Annotated in this window: 18 protein-coding genes and 1 riboswitch; of the genes, 4 read left to right on the top strand and 14 right to left on the bottom strand. The window is 67.3% G+C overall.

Annotation, left to right across the window (positions count from 1 at the left end; translation table 11 throughout):
- Positions 1 to 5: 5 nt before the first annotated feature.
- The 4 genes from ACCD11_RS05380 to ACCD11_RS05365 all read right to left on the bottom strand — a co-directional run bounded on the left by ACCD11_RS05380 (position 6) and on the right by ACCD11_RS05365 (position 5196).
- Positions 6 to 683, bottom strand: coding sequence for an energy-coupling factor ABC transporter permease (locus ACCD11_RS05380; protein ID WP_413312789.1), 678 nt, complete (start codon positions 681 to 683; stop codon positions 6 to 8).
- Between the two features lie 73 nt (positions 684 to 756).
- Positions 757 to 2280, bottom strand: a complete 1524-nt coding sequence (locus ACCD11_RS05375) for a PepSY domain-containing protein (protein ID WP_413312788.1) — start codon at positions 2278 to 2280, stop codon at positions 757 to 759.
- Between the two features lie 11 nt (positions 2281 to 2291).
- Complete coding sequence (locus ACCD11_RS05370) at positions 2292 to 4478, bottom strand: TonB-dependent receptor (RefSeq protein WP_413312786.1); 2187 nt, start codon at positions 4476 to 4478, stop codon at positions 2292 to 2294.
- 128 nt (positions 4479 to 4606) lie between these two features.
- A riboswitch (cobalamin riboswitch) is annotated at positions 4607 to 4887 on the bottom strand.
- 87 nt (positions 4888 to 4974) lie between these two features.
- Complete coding sequence (locus ACCD11_RS05365; RefSeq protein ID WP_007839105.1) at positions 4975 to 5196, bottom strand: hypothetical protein; 222 nt, start codon at positions 5194 to 5196, stop codon at positions 4975 to 4977.
- A gap of 154 nt (positions 5197 to 5350) precedes the next feature.
- Here ACCD11_RS05365 and ACCD11_RS05360 point away from each other — a divergent pair, with 154 nt between their 5' ends.
- A complete protein-coding gene (locus tag ACCD11_RS05360) occupies positions 5351 to 5755 on the top strand; it encodes a hypothetical protein (protein WP_413312784.1) in 405 nt (134 codons plus the stop codon).
- 11 nt (positions 5756 to 5766) lie between these two features.
- Here the strand turns inward: ACCD11_RS05360 and ybaL are convergent, their stop codons facing one another.
- From ybaL to phbB, 3 genes are all read right to left on the bottom strand, one after another.
- Entirely contained in the window at positions 5767 to 7473 is a 1707-nt protein-coding gene (gene ybaL, locus ACCD11_RS05355; RefSeq protein WP_413312782.1) for a YbaL family putative K(+) efflux transporter, read from the bottom strand.
- A 172-nt stretch (positions 7474 to 7645) separates the two neighbouring features.
- Positions 7646 to 8989, bottom strand: a complete 1344-nt coding sequence (locus ACCD11_RS05350; protein WP_413312781.1) for a dicarboxylate/amino acid:cation symporter — start codon at positions 8987 to 8989, stop codon at positions 7646 to 7648.
- A 129-nt stretch (positions 8990 to 9118) separates the two neighbouring features.
- The gene (phbB, locus tag ACCD11_RS05345) at positions 9119 to 9856 is read right to left on the bottom strand and encodes an acetoacetyl-CoA reductase (protein ID WP_007833119.1); all 738 of its coding nucleotides are present in this window, start codon (positions 9854 to 9856) and stop codon (positions 9119 to 9121) included.
- A 203-nt stretch (positions 9857 to 10059) separates the two neighbouring features.
- Here phbB and ACCD11_RS05340 point away from each other — a divergent pair, with 203 nt between their 5' ends.
- Together ACCD11_RS05340 and ACCD11_RS05335 are read left to right on the top strand one after the other, a co-directional pair.
- Positions 10060 to 10707 carry a DJ-1/PfpI family protein gene (locus ACCD11_RS05340; protein ID WP_007833117.1) on the top strand — a complete coding sequence of 216 codons (648 nt, stop codon included), beginning with the start codon at positions 10060 to 10062 and terminating at the stop codon, positions 10705 to 10707.
- The gene (locus ACCD11_RS05335) at positions 10704 to 11225 is read left to right on the top strand and encodes a CinA family protein (RefSeq protein WP_007833116.1); all 522 of its coding nucleotides are present in this window, start codon (positions 10704 to 10706) and stop codon (positions 11223 to 11225) included. The genes ACCD11_RS05340 and ACCD11_RS05335 overlap by 4 nt, the downstream gene beginning before the upstream one ends.
- Before the next feature lie 5 nt (positions 11226 to 11230).
- On the opposite strand, the gene ACCD11_RS05330 is transcribed toward ACCD11_RS05335, so the two are convergent.
- From ACCD11_RS05330 to ACCD11_RS05310, 5 genes are read right to left on the bottom strand one after another with little or no spacing between them, the layout of a single operon-like run.
- Entirely contained in the window at positions 11231 to 12226 is a 996-nt protein-coding gene (locus tag ACCD11_RS05330; protein WP_413312778.1) for a tripartite tricarboxylate transporter substrate-binding protein, read from the bottom strand.
- 38 nt (positions 12227 to 12264) lie between these two features.
- On the bottom strand, positions 12265 to 13116 hold the full coding sequence (locus tag ACCD11_RS05325) for an HpcH/HpaI aldolase/citrate lyase family protein (protein WP_413312805.1): 852 nt from the start codon (positions 13114 to 13116) through the stop codon (positions 12265 to 12267).
- Between the two features lie 2 nt (positions 13117 to 13118).
- Positions 13119 to 14300 carry a CaiB/BaiF CoA transferase family protein gene (locus tag ACCD11_RS05320; RefSeq protein WP_413312776.1) on the bottom strand — a complete coding sequence of 394 codons (1182 nt, stop codon included), beginning with the start codon at positions 14298 to 14300 and terminating at the stop codon, positions 13119 to 13121.
- Positions 14301 to 14315: 15 nt separating this feature from the next.
- Positions 14316 to 15212: a MaoC family dehydratase N-terminal domain-containing protein gene (locus ACCD11_RS05315; RefSeq protein WP_413312774.1), complete on the bottom strand. Its 897-nt coding sequence runs from the start codon at positions 15210 to 15212 to the stop codon at positions 14316 to 14318.
- A 10-nt stretch (positions 15213 to 15222) separates the two neighbouring features.
- Complete coding sequence (locus ACCD11_RS05310; RefSeq protein WP_413312772.1) at positions 15223 to 16203, bottom strand: tripartite tricarboxylate transporter substrate binding protein; 981 nt, start codon at positions 16201 to 16203, stop codon at positions 15223 to 15225.
- Between the two features lie 110 nt (positions 16204 to 16313).
- Between ACCD11_RS05310 and ACCD11_RS05305 the strand changes: the two genes are divergently transcribed.
- The gene (locus ACCD11_RS05305) at positions 16314 to 17225 is read left to right on the top strand and encodes a LysR family transcriptional regulator (RefSeq protein WP_056599545.1); all 912 of its coding nucleotides are present in this window, start codon (positions 16314 to 16316) and stop codon (positions 17223 to 17225) included.
- Positions 17226 to 17667: 442 nt separating this feature from the next.
- Here ACCD11_RS05305 and ACCD11_RS05300 read toward each other — a convergent pair whose 3' ends face one another.
- Both ACCD11_RS05300 and yghU read right to left on the bottom strand, forming a co-directional pair.
- On the bottom strand, positions 17668 to 18258 hold the full coding sequence (locus ACCD11_RS05300) for an NADPH-dependent FMN reductase (RefSeq protein ID WP_413312770.1): 591 nt from the start codon (positions 18256 to 18258) through the stop codon (positions 17668 to 17670).
- Positions 18255 to 19136 (bottom strand): glutathione-dependent disulfide-bond oxidoreductase, encoded by an 882-nt coding sequence (gene yghU / locus ACCD11_RS05295; protein ID WP_413312768.1) that lies wholly within the window; start codon positions 19134 to 19136, stop codon positions 18255 to 18257. The genes ACCD11_RS05300 and yghU overlap by 4 nt, the downstream gene beginning before the upstream one ends.

Raw genomic sequence — 19136 nt, 5'->3', positions numbered from 1 at the left:
TTGGGTCAGACGCTGCTGTACAAGCGGCGCTCGACGAAGGCCGTCCCTTGCAAACGGCGCCAGCCCTTGGCGGCGGCCAGTACACCCAGGTCGACCAGCGGCTCGACAAGCACGACGGTCATGTAGGCCGCGCCGAAGCTGGCGATCTGGCCCAGGTTCTCGAGCCCGGTACCGCGTCCGTACAGCGCCCAGAAGCCGACCCAGACCACGATGCCGCCCTGGTAGGCCACCGAGAGCTTGAAGGCCTGCTGGTAGCCGATGTCCACGTAGGCCAGCTTTTCGGGAATGATCCGGCGGGCCAGCGCGGAAGTGGCGAACAGCGGCACCAGCAGCGTGGTGACGTTCATGCCGTACTGCGGCAGATCCTGCGGCTCGAAGAACAGGCCCTGCACGAGCAGCCCGCCCGCCAGCCCGATGGCCGCGGGCGCCAGCCCGAACACCAACAGCAGCGTGGTGCCCAGGATCAGGTGCACCTCGGACACGCCCACCGGATGGTGCGGGAACACCTCGAAGAAGCAGAACACCAGCGCCACCGCGATGGCGGAGCGCAGCACCAGCGCGGCGGGCCCGTCCTTCATGAGCATCTGGAACGCGACCTTGCCGGTGTAGGCAAGAGCGGCTGCCGCCGTCGCATAGCTGAGGAAAATCTTGGATCCGTCGACGAGACCTGGTTCGATGTGCATCGAGCGCCTCCTGAAATGCACCGCAGTGCGAAAGTTGATTGTTGGTGGATGGGCCGGCTCGCGCAAGCCCCTGTCATGAACGCCGAAGCACGGGCTGCGCTCCCGGCGCGGCCGACGAGCGAGGCTTGCGCAGCAACCGCCGCCAGCCGATCACCACGCCGCTGGCGGAGGCCACGGCGCCGATGATCGACAGCAGCCACATCACGATGTCCCAGGCCGGCCGGTACTGGATGAGCCAGGGAAAGTCGAGGCTGTGCGCCGCGTTGAAGAGCCAGCGGCGCAGGCGCGAATTGCTGTCGTTGCTGCCGACGACCTGCCCGCTCGCGGGATCGATGTAGATCCAGCTGCGCGCGGAGTCGTCGAACTGAAGCCGCCATACGGGCACGATGCGCTCGCGGTGGTGGCCGTACCAATGGAAGTCCTCGCGGGTCTGGAGCGTGGCCTGCGTGACGGCCGATCCGGGCCGCAGGCGCGGGGCGGCGCGCAGGATGTCTTCGCGGCTTATCGACGCAATCGCGCCAGTGGCAGCGTCGATCACGCGAACGTGGGCCTGCGCATTGCGCAGCTGCAGCAGCGGCTTGCCGTCGAACCACAACGGCACGGCTTCGCGCGGTGCGGCAGCGCCCTCGCCGGTCTGCAGCGAAGCCGGTGGCCATGGGAACGGCGATGTGCCGGCGCCCGTGTAGCGCGCCATCACCGCCGCATCGACCGGTCCGCGCTGGAACCAGCCATTGGGGTTCATCGACAGCCAGCCGCTGACGATCCACGTCAGCACGAAGAAGCCACCGATCAACCCCGCAATGTGGTGCCACGCCATCCAGCCGGTGTACGGCGTGACTGCGCCGTTGCGGAATCGCCGCCGCAAGCGCACCCGCAGGATGCCGATGACGATGCCCGTCACGGCCGAGACGATGCACGCCCCCGACAGCCACACCACCACGTCGTGCCACAGCGGCGGATCGGCGCGCAGCGGCGTGAAGTAGATCCAGTGCGGCACGGAGCCAAGCCAGTTCCACAAGCGTTCCGAGCGCGTGGTGTCGCGCACCACCTCGCCGTTGCGCGAGGACACATACAGCTCGGTGCCGGCCGCGTCGCCGACCTCGATGCGGTGCAGCGGGCGCAGCGGGTCCAGGCCTTGCGGCACGGTCCACTGGTCGCGCTCCAGCGTCTCCGCCCAGTGCGCACCGGCACGGCCCGAGAAAGCTCGCGCGATGGCCTGGGCCTGCGCGGCATCGACCGGGCCGGGCACATGGCCGTCGCGCGCCGAGACGGTGTGCCGGCCGCCGCGCGCATCGACGATGCGCCACACCGGTTCGGGGCTGTCGCCGCCCTGCATCTCCAGCACCATGCGCCGCGGCGGCTGGGGTAGTCGATCGAGCGCGGCAGCGGGCGACACCGCCGCCTGCCCGAAGCGCAGCGGCGCGAGCCCCGCCAGCCGCTCTTCGTCCGTGAGGTTGGGATATCCCACGTACATCATCACCACGCCCGAGACGAACCACATGGCGAACAGCAGGCAGCCGCCGATGCCCAGCCATCGATGCGTCCAGTAGAGCCAGTGCCGAATTCGCGGCCAGGCGCGGCGCCATGCAGAGGTCATGAGGGCACTGCTCAGAAGTTGACCAGCGCCGACAGCTCGAACGAGCGCGGCCGCCCCAGCAGCCACTGGTTGCCGCCGTTCGAGAACGACACCGGATAGCGCCGGTCCGCCAGGTTGTAGGCGCGCAGCGCGAGCTTGAGCGACGGGTTCGCCTGCCAGCTCACGCCTGCGTCGGCCACCGTGTAGGAACCGATCTTGCGCGAGTTGGCCGTGTCGGCCTGGCGCGGGCCGACGTAGCGCACGCCGAACTCGGCTTCCCACTGCGGCATGAAGCGCCAGTTGAGCCACAGGTTGGCTGCCTCCTCGGGCACGCCTGTGGGCGTGTTGCCCGTGCGCGAGACCAGCGACTGGCCGACCAGCTCATTGAAGTCGTCGTAGCGCGCACGCAGCTTGGCGACGTTGGCTTCGAGCCTCAGCGTGGATGTCAATGCCAGGTCGAGCGTGGCCTCGACGCCTTCGGACGACTGCTTGCCGATCTGCTGGGTGATGGTCGGGTCGGTCGCGTCGCGCGAGAGCAGCTTGCTCTTCTCGATGCGATAGGCCGCCACCGTCCAGGCACCGCGGTTGTCGGCCAGCTGGCGCTTGTAGCCGACCTCGACCTGCCTGCCGGTGCTGAGGTCGAAGGCCGCCTGCGAAGTCGAGGTCGTGACCAGCGAGCCCAGCGGATCGGCCGCGCGCGCCACCTGTGCATAGAAAGACTGCGACACATCGGGCGCATAGACCACGCCGAGTCGGCCGGTGGCGTACTCGAAGGTCTTGCCGAAGCTGTTGGCGGCGTTCAACAGGTCGGTGCGCGCGATCTTCGCGTGATCCCAGCGCAGGCTGCCCACCACCGACCACTGCTGGTTGAAGGCCAGCTTGTCCTCGGCGAAGAAGGCGTAGGTGCTGGTCCTGGTCTTGTAGCGCGGCGTGTAGGCCACGGGCGAAGCGTAGTAGCCGGGGTTGAAGACGAAGGGGTCGACCACCGAGCGGCCGCCATAGGGCGAGTCGTTGGTGTGCATGAAGTCGATGCGGTTCGCATCGAAGCCCACCAGCACCTGGTTGGCCAGGCCGAACAGACCATGCCTGAAGGTGGCGTCGGTGCGGTTGCCGATCTGCTCCTGGTCGTGGCCGATCTCCAGGTAGTCGCCGCGCGTCACGCGCCGCGTGGCGGCGTTGTAGGTGTAGGTTTCGCTGTTGCGCCAGTGGCGCTTGCTCTCCAGCCGGTAGAGCTGGTTGCGCACGGTGACGGCATCGTTGGGCGTCCACTGCGCGTCGAGCCGGGTCCACTTGTCGCGGTACTTGATCTCGGCGTCGTCCACGTTGTAGTTCTGGCGCAGCGTCTGGCTGCCCAGGCGGCCGTCGATCAGCGGCACGCCGTAGTAGCGCTGCGGCGACTGGCTGCCTTCGTCGTGCGACAGCGTGAACTGCAGCTGCGGCGACACGTCGAGCCGCACGGCCGCGCCCACGGCGAGGCTCTCGGCCTCCCCGCGCTGCATGAAACCGTCGGTGGCGCGGTGGCTGATGTCGAAGCGGTACGAGAGCCTGTCGTCGATCGCCCCGCCGCTGCCGAAGGCCACCTGGCGGGTGGCGTCGGAGCCGAGCGTAACGAGCGCCTCGTTGCGGATCGGGCCGCGCGTGGGCTTCCTGGGCACCACGTTGATCGCGCCGCCGATGGCGCCCTCGCCGTACATCACCGAGGCCGCGCCGCGCAGCACCTCGATGCGATCGACCGACCAGGTGTCGAACGGAAAGGTGACGGTGCCCGCGCCCGCATACAGGCGCGTGCCGTCGAACAGCTGCATCACCGAGCCGTGGCCCGAGAAGCCGCGCGCGGCCATGGCGGTGCCGCCGTTGCCGGGGCCGGGCGAGCCGGTGATGCCGGTGGCGCGGGTAGCGGCGTCGATCACCGAGACGTCGCCGCGCGCGCGGATGGTGTCGCCCGTCAGCACCTCGATGCTGGCCGGCGTTTCCAGCGGAGAGAGGCCGAGGCGGCTGCCGGTGTACGAGGGTTCGTCGATGGCCAGCGGCGTGTGCCGCTCGGCCTCGACCTGCACCGGCCTCAAACCATGGCCGCTGCCGGCCGCTTCATCCGGCGATTGCGCGAAGCCGGCGGAAGGCCCGAAGGCCAGCCCCAAGCCCAATGAGAAACCCGAAAGGCGCGCCCAACGCAGCGGCGTACCCATGCAATCGCGCGCCGGCGATGCTTGCTGACCCATTTGATCTCTCCTGCGACCTGCGTCCCCGCAGGCTCCCGACCGATAGAGGAAGCAACGGAAGAGGCGAAGGGACTGCGGCGGTCCGCGCGAGCGCGAGGCGGCAGGCCCGGACACGCACTCCCGCAGCGTCCGAAGGCGGTTGCGAAGGCCGGTATCCGGGCTCGCGGAGCGCCGCGGTGTGCTGTTGGATTGCACACCGCGGCCGAAACCCTCGCCTTCCCACGCCGATGCGCAGTGGCTGCCCATGCCTGCGTGGAAGCAGGCATGGGCGTGAGGGTTTCCAGATCCGCCGACCGTTGCGGGGGCAGCGCAGGAATTGACGCGTCAAGATCGACGCGGCGCACCTGCTTCCCGTTTAACCCCGTGGCCATCACATGGCGTGCGGGGCACCTTCGAACCGTGTTGCCTGGCGCAAGTCAGTTCATAAGAACTGACACACCAGGGCGGGCGGGATTATAGGGAACGGCCTGCGGCAAGCCGCATTGCGCCGAGAACTTCAGGCGGGCTTCCCGTCGGGCCCGAACAGCCGCCGCAGCACGGCCACGCCCGCCACCAGCGCATTCGAGTAGGTGGCGTAGGGATCCTGGGCGGCCTCCAGCGGCATGTAGACGTGGGAGGTTTCGCCCGGCGTGTCGTCGACCGCCTCCATCAGCACCCAATAGAACTCGCCCGCTTCCAGTTCATGGACGGTGAGTGCGACGTTTCTTGATAAGGACATGGAAATGGGCGTGACGGGATGGTCTGTCCTGAATGGGCGGGGAACGCATGCGGTTGACAGTGCTTTCGGGGTTCTCCTACAGAGCCCGACCCGCGCGCGGCCTAATGTTGTAGTCAGGGATCTTCGAAGAACCTCAAAAGAGCCAGGAGGCATCATGAAGCATTTCACTCTTGAACCGAACATGCGGTCGAGCATCGGCGGCGCCTTTTACCCGACCGGCTACTCGATGGTGATGTTTCCGAGCGCAGAAGATGCCAACCGCATCGGTCACCGCCTGATCGAAAAAGGCATGAGTGGGGACGAGGTCTACCTGCTTCCCGCGCAAACGGTGCTGGCCGAGATCACCCCGACCGTGAAGAGCTCCGACGATCCGTTGCCGTCCGCCGGCACCGATGCCGCGACCGTACGCGCCTATACCAAGCTGGCGAACGAAGGCCACACCGGCCTGCTGGTCAGGACCCGCGACAGCGCGACGGCCGAACGCCTGATGGAACTGGTGCGCACGGTGCCCTATTCCATCGCCCAGCGATACCGCACGCTGGTCATCGAAGACCTCTGACGGCACGGGCGTCAAGCCGGCACGGCCATCGACACGGCCCGCTGGACCACGTCGCGCGCCATGGCCTGGGCCAGTTCCTGTTCGCCCAGGAACACGGTGGCGGAAGTCTCCTGCGCGAGCAGCCGGGCCTCCTGCTCGTTGTGGCTGCGGATCACGGTCTGGATGGTGGGGTTGAGCGTGCGGGCCGTCTCCATCATCTGGCGCACGTTCATGGCGTCGGGCGTGGCCACCACCAGCACGCGGGCACGAGCGATGTGCGCCTGGATCAGCACGGCCGGATCGGCCGCGTCGCCCCACACGGCCGGCGTACCGGCCTCGCGCAGCCTCTCGACCAGTTCGCGGTTCTGCTCGGCCACCACATACGGGATGTCGTGCGCGTCGAGTTCGGCCGCGATGCGGCGCCCCACGCGGCCGTAACCCACGAGCACCACCTGCCGCGAGAGGTATTTCGCCTCGGTGGTCATGGGCAGTTCGGCCAGCGGGTCATCGCGCGATTCGAGTCCGCGCGCGAAGGAGGAATGGGCGTGCAGCCACTTCTGCATCGGCACGATCAGGCTGAACCACAGCGGGTTGGTGGCAATGGAGATCAGCGCGCCCGCCAGCACCAGGCTCTGCCCTTCCACCGGCAGCAGGCCCAGCGATACGCCCAGCCCGGCCAGGATGAACGAGAACTCGCCGATCTGCGCGAGGCTGGCGCTCACCGTGAGCGCGGTGCCCAGCGGGTATCGGAACACCAGCACCAGCGCGCAAGCCGCGAGCGACTTGCCCAGCACGATGACGAGCACCACCGCCAACACCTGCAGCGGCCGCTCGATCAGCACCGAGGGATCGAACAGCATGCCGACCGACACGAAGAACAGCACTGCGAAGGCATCGCGCAGCGGCAACGACTCCTGCGCCGCGCGATGGGCGAACTGCGACTCGCGCATCACCATGCCGGCAAAGAAAGCACCCAGCGCGAAGGACACGCCGAACAGCGCCGCCGAGGCGAAGGCGATGCTCACGGCGGCGGCCACCACGCACAGCGTGAACAGTTCGCGCGAGCCGGTGCGCGCGACCTGCCAGAGGATCCACGGGAACACGCGCCGCCCGACCACCAGCATCAGCGCGACGAAACCGCCGACCTGCAGCAGCGTGAGGCCCAGCGTCTGCCACAGCGGATCGCCCGGCCCGGCCTGCGCGCTCTGGCCGCCCAGCGCGCCCGCCAGCGGCGGCAGCAGCACGAGCACCAGCACCATGGCCAGGTCTTCGACCACGAGCCAGCCGACGGCGATGCGGCCGGTGAAGGAATCGAGGATGCCCAGGCTTTCGAGTGCGCGCAGCAGCACGACGGTGCTGGCCACCGACAATGCCAGCCCGAACACCAGCGCCGCGCCGGGGCTCCAGCCCCACCACAGGGCGAGCCCGCCGCCGAGCAACGTGGCCACGGCGATCTGCGCGAGCGCACCGGGCAGCGCGATCTTGCGCACGGCCAGCAGGTCGTCGAGGGAAAAATGAAGGCCGACGCCGAACATCAGCAGCATCACGCCGATTTCGGCAAGCTGCGCGGCAATGCCTGCGTCGGCCACGAAGCCCGGTGTGAACGGGCCGATGATCACGCCGGCCAGCAGGTAGCCGACCAGCGCCGGCAGCCGCAGCCTGGCTGCCAGGAACCCGAGCACGAGCGCCAGCCCCAGGCCGGCGGCTATCGTGTTGATGAGGGAGACGCTGTGGGGCATCGCTGCATTCTGCAGGAACGATGTCTGGCCTTTTATTTCACACGGCCTTCTTTGAGGGGCTCTTTTTCGGACTCTTCTTCGGGGGGCGTGCACAGGCCACCGGGTGCTCCCCTGCGCGAATGTCCCCCGTCGGCGTGAGCACCCCCGAATCACATATGCAAAAAGTTCAGCCTCAACCAGCCATCTTGCTGCTGCGCGCCGCGTCGAGCGCCTCGGGTTCCTGCGCCTCGACCCAGCTCTCGTTGTTGAGTCCAGCCTGCAGCCGTGTCTCGTCGAGCTCATGGGTCCACTTGGCCACCACGATGGTGGCGACGCCGTTGCCGATCAGGTTGGTCAGCGCGCGGGCTTCCGACATGAAGCGGTCGATGCCCAGGATCAGCGCAAGGCCCGCCACCGGCACATGGCCCACGGCCGACAGCGTGGCCGCCAGCACGATGAAGCCGCTGCCCGTGACGCCGGCTGCGCCCTTCGAGGTGAGCAGCAGCACGGCCAGCAGGGTGATCTCCTGCGTGAGCGTCATCGGCGTGTTGGTGGCCTGTGCGATGAACACGGCCGCCATGGTCAGGTAGATCGACGTGCCGTCGAGATTGAACGAGTAGCCGGTGGGAATGACGAGGCCCACGCAGGTCTTGTTGGCGCCCAGGTTCTCCATCTTCTCCATCATGCGCGGCAGCACCGACTCGCTCGACGACGTGCCCAGCACGATCAGCAGCTCTTCCTTGATGTACTTGATGAACTTCCAGATGCTGAAGCCGTGGAAGCGCGCGATGAGCCCCAGCACCACGAAGATGAACAGCAGGCAGGTCAGGTAGAAGGTGCCCATCAGCTTGCCGAGCGAGAACAGGCTGCCCAGGCCGTACTTGCCGATGGTGAATGCCATCGCACCGAAGGCGCCGATGGGCGCGAGCTTCATGATGTAGTTGACGATGCCGAAGAGCACGTGCGAGCCTTTCTCGATCACGTCGAACACCAGCGTGCCGCGGCCGCCGAAGCGGTGCAGCGCGAAGCCGAACAGCACCGCGATCAGCAGCACCTGCAGGATCTCGCCCTTGGCGAAGGCGTCCACCACCGTGCTCGGAATGACGTTGAGCAGGAAGTCGACCGTGCCGGTCATCTTGCCAGGGCCGGTGTAGGCCGCGATGCTCTTGGTGTCGAGCGTGGCCGGGTCGATGTTCATGCCGGCGCCGGGTTTGAGCAGGTTCACCAGCACCAGGCCGACCAGCAGCGCGATACTGCTGACGATCTCGAAGTACAGCAGCGCCAGCCCGCCGGTCTTGCCTACCTTCTTCATGTCCTCCATGCCGGCGATGCCCACCACCACCGTGCAGAAGATGATCGGCGCGATGATCATCTTGATCAGCTTGATGAAGCCGTCGCCCAGCGGCTTCATCGCCTCGCCCGTCGCCGGGTAGAAGTAGCCGAGCAGCACGCCGATGATCACCGCGGTGATCACCTGCACGTAGAGGGAACGGTAGATCGGGAGCTTTCTGGCGGGTGTGATTGTTGTGCTTTCCATGGCTTGCCTTCCGGAGGGTTTGGAAACTGTAGGACGCATATCGGCCGCTTTCTATCCGTGGAACCCGAATCGATGAAATGAAAAAACCCGCCGAAGCGGGTCTTGTCGATCAGGTACAGGTCCGCATGCTCAGTGCATGTGCAGGCCGCCGTTGACCGAGAAGTCGGCCCCCGTGCTGTAGCCGCCCTCGTCGGTGGCGAGCCACGCGATGATCGAGGCGATTTCGCTCGGTTCGCCCAGGCGCTTGACCGGGATGGTGGCGACGATCTTGTCGAGCACTTCCTGTCGGATGGCCTTGACCATGTCGGTGCCGATGTAGCCCGGGCTCACGGTGTTGACCGTCACGCCCTTGCTGGCCAGCTCCTGCGCCAGCGCCATGGTGAAGCCGTGCATGCCGGCCTTGGCCGCCGAGTAGTTGGTCTGGCCCGCCTGGCCCTTGGCGCCGTTGACCGAGCTGATGTTGATGATGCGGCCCCAGCCCTTCTCGACCATGTCGCCCACCACCTGCTTGGTGACGTTGAACATGCTGTTGAGGTTGGTCTCGATCACCGCGCTCCAGTCCTCGGGCGTCATCTTCAGGAACATGCGGTCCCGCGTGATGCCGGCGTTGTTGACCAGCACGTCGATCGGGCCGTGCGCGGCCTTGGCGGCGGAGAAGGCCTCGACGGTGGATTGCCAGTCGCCGACATTGCCGACCGACGCATGGAACTCGAAGCCTTCGGCTTTCTGTTCGGCCAGCCACTTGGCGTGGTCGCGCGTGGGGCCGCATCCGGCGACCACGGTGAACCCGTCCTTGTGCAGACGCTGGCAGATGGCAGTTCCGATGCCACCCATGCCCCCGGTGACATATGCAACTTTCTTGCTCATGAGATTTCCTTTATGTACATAGCAAAAGCCTGAACGGCCGCCTTCACTCTAGCGAGTTTCAAGCCGTGGTCCTCTGAGGAAAACACTGAGCCGAGCTTGCAACCAGCTGTCACGAAGCGACCTTCGTGCCTGGGCTCTATCCTCGCATCTGTACGCTCTCGCGCAAGCGTCATCGCCAACCTTATTACCAAGGAGTCGAAAGTATGAATTTCGGGATCATCGTCTTCCCCGAGGTCGAGGAACTCGACTTTGTCGGCCCCTGGGAAATGCTCACCATGTGGAGCAAGCTGGCCGGCGGTCCCGAGCATTGCCTGATCGTGGCCGAAAAGCGCGAACCGGTGGTCTGCGCCAAGGGGCTGTCCATCAACCCGCACGTGTCCTTCGCTGACTGCCCGCCGCTCGATCATCTGCTGGTGCCCGGCGGCATGGGCACGCGACGCGAGGTCGACAATCCCGCAATGACCCGTTTCCTCGCCGACCAGGCGCCGGGATGCCAAACGCTGATGTCGGTATGCACCGGCGCCTTCGTGCTGCACGCGGCCGGGCTGCTCTCGGGCAAGACCGCTACCACGCACTGGGGATCGCTGGACCGCCTGCGCGCACTGGGCGACGTGAAGGTGGTCGAGCAGCGCTTCGTGCAGGACGGCAACGTCTGGACATCGGCGGGGGTATCGGCCGGTACCGATCTGATGCTGGCCTTCATCGCCCACACCGCCGGCGATGAAGCCGCCGCCCGGGTGCAGCTGCAGGCCGAGTATTACCCGGCGGATACGGTATACGGCAGTACCGCGAGCCACGAGCGCGCGCCGGCCTACGTGACGCGTCCGGGCACGCCCTTCAAGACGCCATGAGCGCCGTTCCCCTGCCCGAACTTCTGTCCGTCCTGGCCGCGCGCGTCGGCGAAACGCTGCGCGCGCGGGGCCAGACGGTGTCGGTCGTCGAGTCTTCGGCCGGCGGCCTCGTGTCTGCCGCCCTGCTCGCCATTCCCGGTGCATCGGCCTACTTCCGCGGCGGCGCGGTCGTCTATTCGCGGCGCGCCGGCCGCGCGCTGCTGGGCCTGACCGCGGAAGACATGGCCGGCATGCGCGGGGAAACCGAGCCCTACGCCCGGCTCGTGGCAGGCCGGGTGCGCGACACCCATCACACGACTTGGGGCATCGCCGAAAGCGGTGCGGCCGGCCCGTCGGGCAGTCCGTACGGCGATGCGCCGGGGCACGTGTGCGTCGCCGTGGTCGGTGGGGTCACGGTGAGCCGGACTATCGAGACCGGCGACACGGACCGTCCGAGGAACATGGAGGTGTTCGCGCGCCACCTGCTCGCGCTGTTCGACGAGACGCTGCGGGCGCAGCCGCAGACACCGCCCGCCTGAGAGATTCAATCCGCCTGCACGCCCGCTGCGCGGATCACCTTGCCCCATTTCTCGATCTCCGACGCGAGGTGCGTGCGCAGGCCTTCCGGCGTCTGCTTGTCGAGCGGCACGATCTCCGAGCTGAGTTCGGCCAGCCGGTGCTTGACCATGTCGTCCTGCAGCGCGGCGCGCAGGGCGACGTTGAGCTTCTCGAGCACTGCGGGCGGCGTGCCCTTGGGCGCGTAGATGCCGTGCCACACCTTCACTTCAAAGCCCTTGAGCCCCTGTTCGTCGAGCGTGGGAATGGTCGGCATGCTCGACAGCCGCCTGGGCGTGGTCACGCCGAACACCTTCACGCGATTGCCGTCCTTGATGACCGGCGCGGTCTGCGTGGTCTGGTCGCACAGCAGGTCGACCTGCCCGCCCATGAGGTCGTTGAGCGCCGGGCCCGCGCCCTTGTAGGGCACGGTGGTCAGCTGCACCCCGATCTGGTTCATGAACAGCAGGCCGCACAGCTGCGACACCGCGCCCACGCCCGCATTGGCCAGCGTCACCTTGTCCTTGTGGGCCTTCACGTAAGCCAGCAGCTCCTGGTAGTTGTTGGCGGGGAAGTCCTTGCGCGACAGCAGCGTCATCGGCACGTCCATCACCTGGCCGATGTATTCGAAATCTTTCAACGGGTCGTAGTTGAGCTTCTTGTAGAGCGCGGGCGCGGTGGCCATGCCCATGTGATGGATCAGGATGGTGTAGCCGTTGGGCGCCGCCTTGGCCACCCGCGTGGGCGCGATGGTGCCGCCCGCGCCCACCGTGTTCTCGACGATCACGGTCTGGCCCAGCGACTTGCCCATGGGAATGGCCAGCATGCGCGCCACCACGTCCGTCGGGCCGCCGGCCGAGTACGGCACGACCAGGGTGACGGGCTTGTCGGGCCACGCAGCCTGTGCAGCCACCGGTGATTGAAAGGCGAGCAGGCAGGCGCTCGCCGCGGCCGCGAGCAGGGCCTTGGATTTCCAGGTCTTCATTGCTGTCACTTCGCTGTCTCCTTCTGGGGGTTATTTATTTACGGATGTTCGAGCGCGAGCAGGCGTTCGGCCAGGCGCACCACGGGCGCGTCGACCATGCGGCCGTCCAGGCTGACGACTCCGCCGCCGGCTGCGCGCACGGCATCGATCACGCGACGGGCCCATGCCACTTCGTCGGCGCTCGGGCCGAGCGCGGCGTGCACCGGCGCGACCTGATCGGGGTGGATGCACAGCTTGGCGCCGAAGCCGCCGCGCCGGGCGCGTGCGGTGTCGGCCGCAAGCCTTGGCGCATCGCGCCAGTCGGGCGTCACGCCGTCGATGGGCGCGGGCAGGCCGGCGCGGCGCGAGGCCAGCAGCAGCGCGAGGCGCACCGGCACGAGTTCGGCTTCGTCCGCATCGCAGGCCAGGCCGAGGTCGGCCTGGAAATCCAGGTTGCCGAACGCCAGGCGCAGCACCTGCGGGCCAGCCGCGAGCTCATCGGCCGCCGACACGCCTTCGGCCGTCTCGATCAACGGCACCAGCACGCTCTTCGGGCCGATGGCTTCCGCAATCCTGGACAGATGAGCCGCGCGCTCCGCCTTGGGCAGCACGACGCCGGCAATCAAGCCTTGCGCCGCCAGTGCGCCGACCTGCGCGCAATCGTCTTCATGCCACGGCGTGCCGGCGGCATTGATGCGCACCAGCAGGCGTTGCCGGTCGATCTCGGGCAGCTTGGCGAACGAGGCGGCGAGCGCCTCGCGCGCCGCCACCTTGCGCTCGGGCGCCACCGCGTCTTCGAGATCGACGATCACGCCGCCCGCACCGGTCGCCAGTGCCCGCGCATGGCGCTCGGGCCGGTCGGCCGGCACGAAGAGAAAGGCGCGCGCGAGAGCAAGCGGAGCCAATGGCACGCTCACACCGCCCCCGCCTCGCGCAGCGCCGCGATGTCCGCCTCGCTGCGGCCGAGGCTGCGCAGGATGGCGTCGGAGTGCTCGCCCACCGCCGGGATCGGGTCCATGCGGTAGTCGAACGCGCTCTGCCGGCCGGCCGGCAGCAAGGCCGGGATGTTTCCGGCCGGAGATCCCACCTGCCGCCAGCGCTCGCGTGCCTGCAACTGCGGATGGGCCCACAGCCCGGCCATGTCGTTCATGCGGGCGTTGGCGATCTGCGCCGCGTCGAGCCGTTCCAGCACCTGCGCGGTGCTCAGCGCGCCGAAGGTCTCGACGATGATTGAGCGCAGAGCCTCGCGGTTGTCGTTGCGCCGCGCATTGCTGTCGAAGCGCGCATCGGCCGCGAGCCCGGTCTGCAGCAGCACCTTCTCGCAGAAGGTGCGCCATTCGCGTTCATTCTGCAGGCCCAGCATCACCGTGCCGCCATCGCCGGCGGGGAACGGGCCATAGGGATAGATGGTCGCGTGCGACGCGGCGCTGCGTGGCGGCGGCGCCGCGCCTTCGTACGCGTAGTACATCGGATAACCCATCCACTCGGCGAGCGATTCGAGCATCGACACGTCGATGTGCGAGCCCTTGCCGGTCTTGCCGCGCTGCAGCAGCGCCGCGAGGATGCCGGTGTACGCATACATGCCCGCCGCGATGTCGGCGATGGAGTTGCCCGACTTGCACGGATCGTTGGGCGTGCCCGTGACCGACAGGAAGCCGGCTTCGCTCTGGATCAGCAGGTCGTAGGCCTTCTTGTCGCGGTATGGGCCGTCTTCGCCGTAGCCCGAGATGTCGCAGACGATGAGCCGCGGATGCTTCGCCTGCAGCGCCTCGGCGCCGAGCCCCATGCGCGCCGAGGCCCCGGGTGCAAGGTTCTGCACCAGCACGTCGGCGCCGGCCAGCAGCTCCTGCAGGACCGCGAGCGCGGCGGGCTGCTTGAGGTCGAGCGTGAGGCTTTCCTTTGAGCGATTCACCCACACGAAGTGCGAGGCCTCGCCGGCCACGCGGGCGTCGTAGGCCCGCGCGAAGTCGCCTACCTCGGGGCGCTCCACCTTGATGACCCGGGCGCCGAGGTCGGCCAGCTGGCGGGTGCAGAACGGTGCGGCAATCGCGTGTTCGAGCGAGATGACGGTGATGCCGTCCAGGGGTCTTGTCATGTGTTCCTTCTCCTGTCAGGCGAGTACGGCCGTGGCCTGCATCGTGAGCCAGCCGTCGGCGTCCTCGCCCCAGAGGCTGAATGTCTTTCCATCGGCGCCCGGCTTGCCGTGCACGCGGAACGGCGCGATGTCGAAGGTCGGGCGCACGGCGCGAAATTCGAAGCGCGCGAGCAGCGCGCCCGGCACGTTGCGGCGAAGCAGGTCGACCAGCAGCGTCGCGATCAGCGGGCCATGCACGATCAGGCCCGGGTAGCCCTCGACCTGCGTCACGTAGCGGCGGTCGTAGTGGATGCGGTGGCCATTGAAGGTCAGCGCGGAGTAGCGGAACAGCAGCACGTCGTCGGGCGCGATGTCGCGGCTGAAGGCAGCGTCTTTCGGCGCGGGCGTGGGCGGCGGGGCCTTCTCGCCAGGCGCGGCGGCGGCGCGGTAGACGATGTCGTGCTCCTCGGTCAGCGCGAGGCCGCGCTCGTTGCGCACCTCATGGCGCACGAGCACGAATACCAGTTCGCCGGTGCGGCCCGCCTTGTGCGTGACCGAGGCGATGGTCGAGGTGCGCTCCACCTTGTCGCCGACCCGCAGCGGATTGCCCGCCTCCCAGTTGAGCCGCCCGCCGGCCCACATGCGGCGCGGCAGCGGCACGGGCGGCAGGAAGCCGCCGCGTTTCGCATGGCCGTCGTCGCCGATCTCGGACTGGCGATGGTGCGGCAGGAAGTAGAGCCAGTGCCACAGCTCGGGCAGGCGCGTACCGGCCTGCGGCAGCGGATCGTCGCGATCGAGCGTCGCGGAGAGCGCGCGCACGGGTGCGGCGGTAATGTCGTCGGCCAGCGTTTCGCTGCGGCCCTGCCAGGCCTGCAGCCTGGCCAGCGCATCGCTGTCGATCATGGAAGGCGCCGTGCGGTTGTCGTTGCTCATGGGGCTTCCTTCAGTCGACCGCAGCGCCGGAGGCCTTGACGATGCGCGCCCACTTTGCGAGATCGCCCTGCAACAGCGCCGCGAACTGCTCGGGAGAAGTCGGCGCCGCGATCTCGACGCCCTGCTGTTCGAGCTTGTCGCGCAGGTCTTTCGAGGCGAGCGCCTTGCGCGTGGCGTCCTGCAGCGCCGCCAGCACGTCGGCCGGCACGCCTGCGGGTGCGAACAGGCCGATCCACAATGTGCCGTTGTAGCCTGGCACCGCCTCGGCGATGGTCGGCACGTCGGGCAGCACGGCCGAGCGCTTGTCGCCGCTCACGGCCAGCGCGCGCAGCTTGCCGGCCTTGATGTGCGAGAGCGCAGAAGGCAGGCTCGCGAACACGATCGGCAGTTGCCCGCCCAGCACGTCGTTGAGCGCGGGCGCCACGCCCTTGTACGGCACGTGCTGCAGCGAGATGCCGGCCATGCTGTTGAGCATTTCGCCGAGCAGGTGGTTGAGCGTGCCGTTGCCGGCCGAGGCGTACTGGTAGTTGGCACCCTTCTGCCGTGCGAGCTTCAGGAACTCCGCGAAGTCCTTCGCCGGGAAGGTGGGGTTGACCAGCAGCACGTTGGGCACCGCGCCGATCAGGCCGACGGGCTTGAAGTCCTTTACCGGGTCGAAGCCCGGGTTCCTGTACAGCGCCGGGTTGATCGCCTGGCTGCTGCTGATGGTCATGAGCAGCGTGTAGCCGTCCTTCGGCCCCTTGGCGACGAGCTGCGTACCGATGTTGCCGCCCGCACCGGGACGGTTGTCGACCACCACGCTGGCGCTGTTCATCACCTCGCCGAGCTTCTGGCCCACGAGGCGCCCGACGATGTCGTTGGTGCCTCCGGCGGCCTGCGGCACGACCAATGTGATGGGGCGCGAGGGATACGGCTGGGCGCTCGCCGGGCCCGTCGGGATCAGAAGCGCTGCCGCAGCCAGCGACAGCAGCGCACGTAGGCGGAATCTCATGTGTGGTGTCTCCATGGCCGCATGGTCGTTCGCCCTCCTCCTGCGCGCAATCTGCGATTTCGGAACCCAGCCTTCTGCATTTCCGAAGGCTCGGCGCATAACATCGCCTCATGCTTTTCGATCTCACCGACCTGCGGCTGTTCGTGGCCACGGCCGAACTCGGCAACCTCACTCGGGCCGCCGAACGCCAGCACCTGTCGCTGGCCGCCGCGAGTGCGCGCATCAAGGCGCTGGAAACACAGGCGGGCCTTCAGCTGTTGCAGCGAGAAGCCCGCGGCGTGCGGCTGCTGCCGCCGGGCGAAGCCTTCCTGCACCATGCGCGCCTCGTGCTGCACCAGACCGAGCAGCTGCGCGCCGACCTGCTCGAATACGGCGGCGGGCTGCGCGGCCACCTGCGCGTGTTCGCCAACACCACGGCGGTGACCGATTTCCTGCCCGAAATCCTGCCCGGCTTCCTCGCGCACAACCCGCGCATCAACGTCGACCTTCAGGAAAAACCGAATGCTCAGATCCCGCGCGGCGTGCTCGACGGCCGCGCCGACATTGGCATCGTCGCAGGCCGCGTCGACACGCTAGGCCTGGAGGCGATCCACTTCAGCACCGACCGGCTTGTGCTCGTCACATCGCGCAAGCACCGCTTCGCGAAGCGCCGCAGGATCGCCTTCGCCGAGACGCTCGACGAGGATGCCATCGGCATGCAGCAGGGCAGCACGCTGCAGACCTTCCTGGCGCAGATCACCGACAACCTCGGCAAGCGGCAGAAGCTGCGCATCCAGCTCGGCAGCTTCGACGCGATGTGCCGGATGATCGGCAGCGGCGTGGGCATTGGCGTGGTGCCGGAGTCGGCGGCGCGGCGCAACCAGGAGAGCATGCAGCTCGCGCTGATCGATCTCAGCGATGCGTGGTGCGTGCGCGAGCGGTATCTGCTGGTGCGGAACCGGGCGGCGCTGCCGGTCTATGCGCAGGCGCTGGTCGAAACCTTGTGCCGGCACTACGCCGAACAACAGGCCGAAGAAAACTGAGCGCGGCACCCCCGAAAAACAGAGGACTTGCAGGCGATTGCCGAACAAGCCGATCCCGTCCCCATTTTCCGTGGACAACTTTGGGGGTAACTCACGAGGAGCCTTGTAAAACAGATTTAAGTCATTGTTTTACAAGGGTAATCCTTAGTTTGCTCAAAATTTGGGCGGTGAACAACCTGAGCGGGCAAAACGGTCCCGATGGGCCTGGAAACGGCGATGAAGAGAACTTTCCTCCAATTTCTGGAGGGCAGAAAGCCCTATCGGATCAGTGACTTACGGCCGAATCAAGAAAACCTGATGTCGTCCCCATTTTCAGTGCACAACTTTGGGGATAACTCATGGGGAGCCTTGTAAAAGGCTCATAAGCTGTTGTTTTACAAAGAAATTAATCACTTTGCCCAAAAAATGGGCGGTGAACAAAGTGCTTCGCCGGGCCTGCCGCTCAGTACGGCGGTGCCTTGCGCCCACGTTGCGCACGCGCCGCTTCGGTCCACCACGCCAAGTCGTCCGCAAAGCGGTCGAACGAGCGCTCGAGCGATTCACCCGCCGGCCCGGTCGGTTTGCCGGCCGCGTCCAACGTCTGCGAGATCGGGCCAACCGCGAGCGTGCTCGACACGACGACCATGCCCATCTCCGACAGGATCGAATGCCACACCGTGCCCGAGCGCACGCCCGAGAAGCGCCCCGCCGAATAGCTCGCGATGGCCGCGGGCCGCCAGAACCACTCTTCGAGAAAATGGTCGGTCAGGTTCTTCAGGCCCGGCTGCGGACCCCAGTTGTATTCGCCGGTAACGAAGACGAAGGCATCGGCCGTGCGGATCTTTTCGGCCAGCGCTTCCATCGCCGCCGGCGCGGTGCCCCTGGGATATTCCTTGTACATGCGGTCGAGCATGGGCAGGTCGACCACCTTCGCGTCCACCAACTCCACATCGTCGCCCCGCGCGCGAAGGCCGGAGACGACATAGTCCGCCAGGCGCACGCCCATGCGATCGGAACGGTACGAACCGTAGAAGACCAGGATCCTGTCGCTCATCGCTGTTCCGTTTCGAGCTTGTCCTGGGTGCGGGTCCCGAAGTCGCCTGCATCGTGGCGCTCGTGCAGCTGGCTCGAAGGCTGGCCCCAGGCGCGATTGACCATGCGGCCGCGCTGCACCGCCGGGCGCTGCGCGATCTCGTCGGTCCAGCGCAGCACGTTCCTGTACTCGCCCACCTGGAGGAACTCGCCCGCCTCGTACAGCTGCCCCTTGGCGAGCGTGCCGTACCAGGGCCAGACGGCCATGTCGGCAATGGTGTACTCGCTGCCCGCCAGGTAGCGGCTCTCGGCCAGCCGGCGGTCGAGCACGTCGAGCTGGCGTTTGGTCTCCATGGCGAAGCGATCGATCGCGTATTCGATCTTCGTTGGCGCATAGGCATAGAAGTGCCCGAAGCCGCCGCCCAGGTAGGGCGCGCTGCCCATCTGCCAGAACAACCACGACAGGCATTCGGCGCGGGCTGCCCGCTCGGTCGGCAGAAAGGCATTGCCGAACTTCTCGGCCAGGTACTGCAGGATCGCGCCGGACTCGAACACGCGGATGGGCGTAGCGCCGCTGCGGTCCATCAGCGCGGGGATCTTGGAATTCGGGTTCACCGCCACGAAGCCGCTGCCGAACTGGTCGCCGTCGCTGATGCGGATCAGCCAGGCGTCGTACTCGGCGCCGGTGTGGCCGAGCGCCAGCAGTTCTTCGAGCATCACCGTCACTTTCACGCCATTGGGCGTTGCCAGCGAATAGAGTTGCAGCGGATGTCGCCCCACCGGCAGGTCCTTCTCGTGCGTGGCGCCCGCGATCGGGCGATTGATGTTCGCGAAGCGGCCGCCGCTTTCCTTGTCCCAGGACCAGACGGTGGGCGGCGTATAGGCTGTCGTGCCATTCAT

Origin of the sequence: Variovorax sp. Varisp36, assembly GCF_047304235.1 — a bacterium.
Lineage (GTDB): Bacteria > Pseudomonadota > Gammaproteobacteria > Burkholderiales > Burkholderiaceae_C > Variovorax.
The sequence above is the reverse complement of the archived record's forward strand: the minus strand, read 5'-3'. Positions and strand labels throughout refer to the sequence as shown.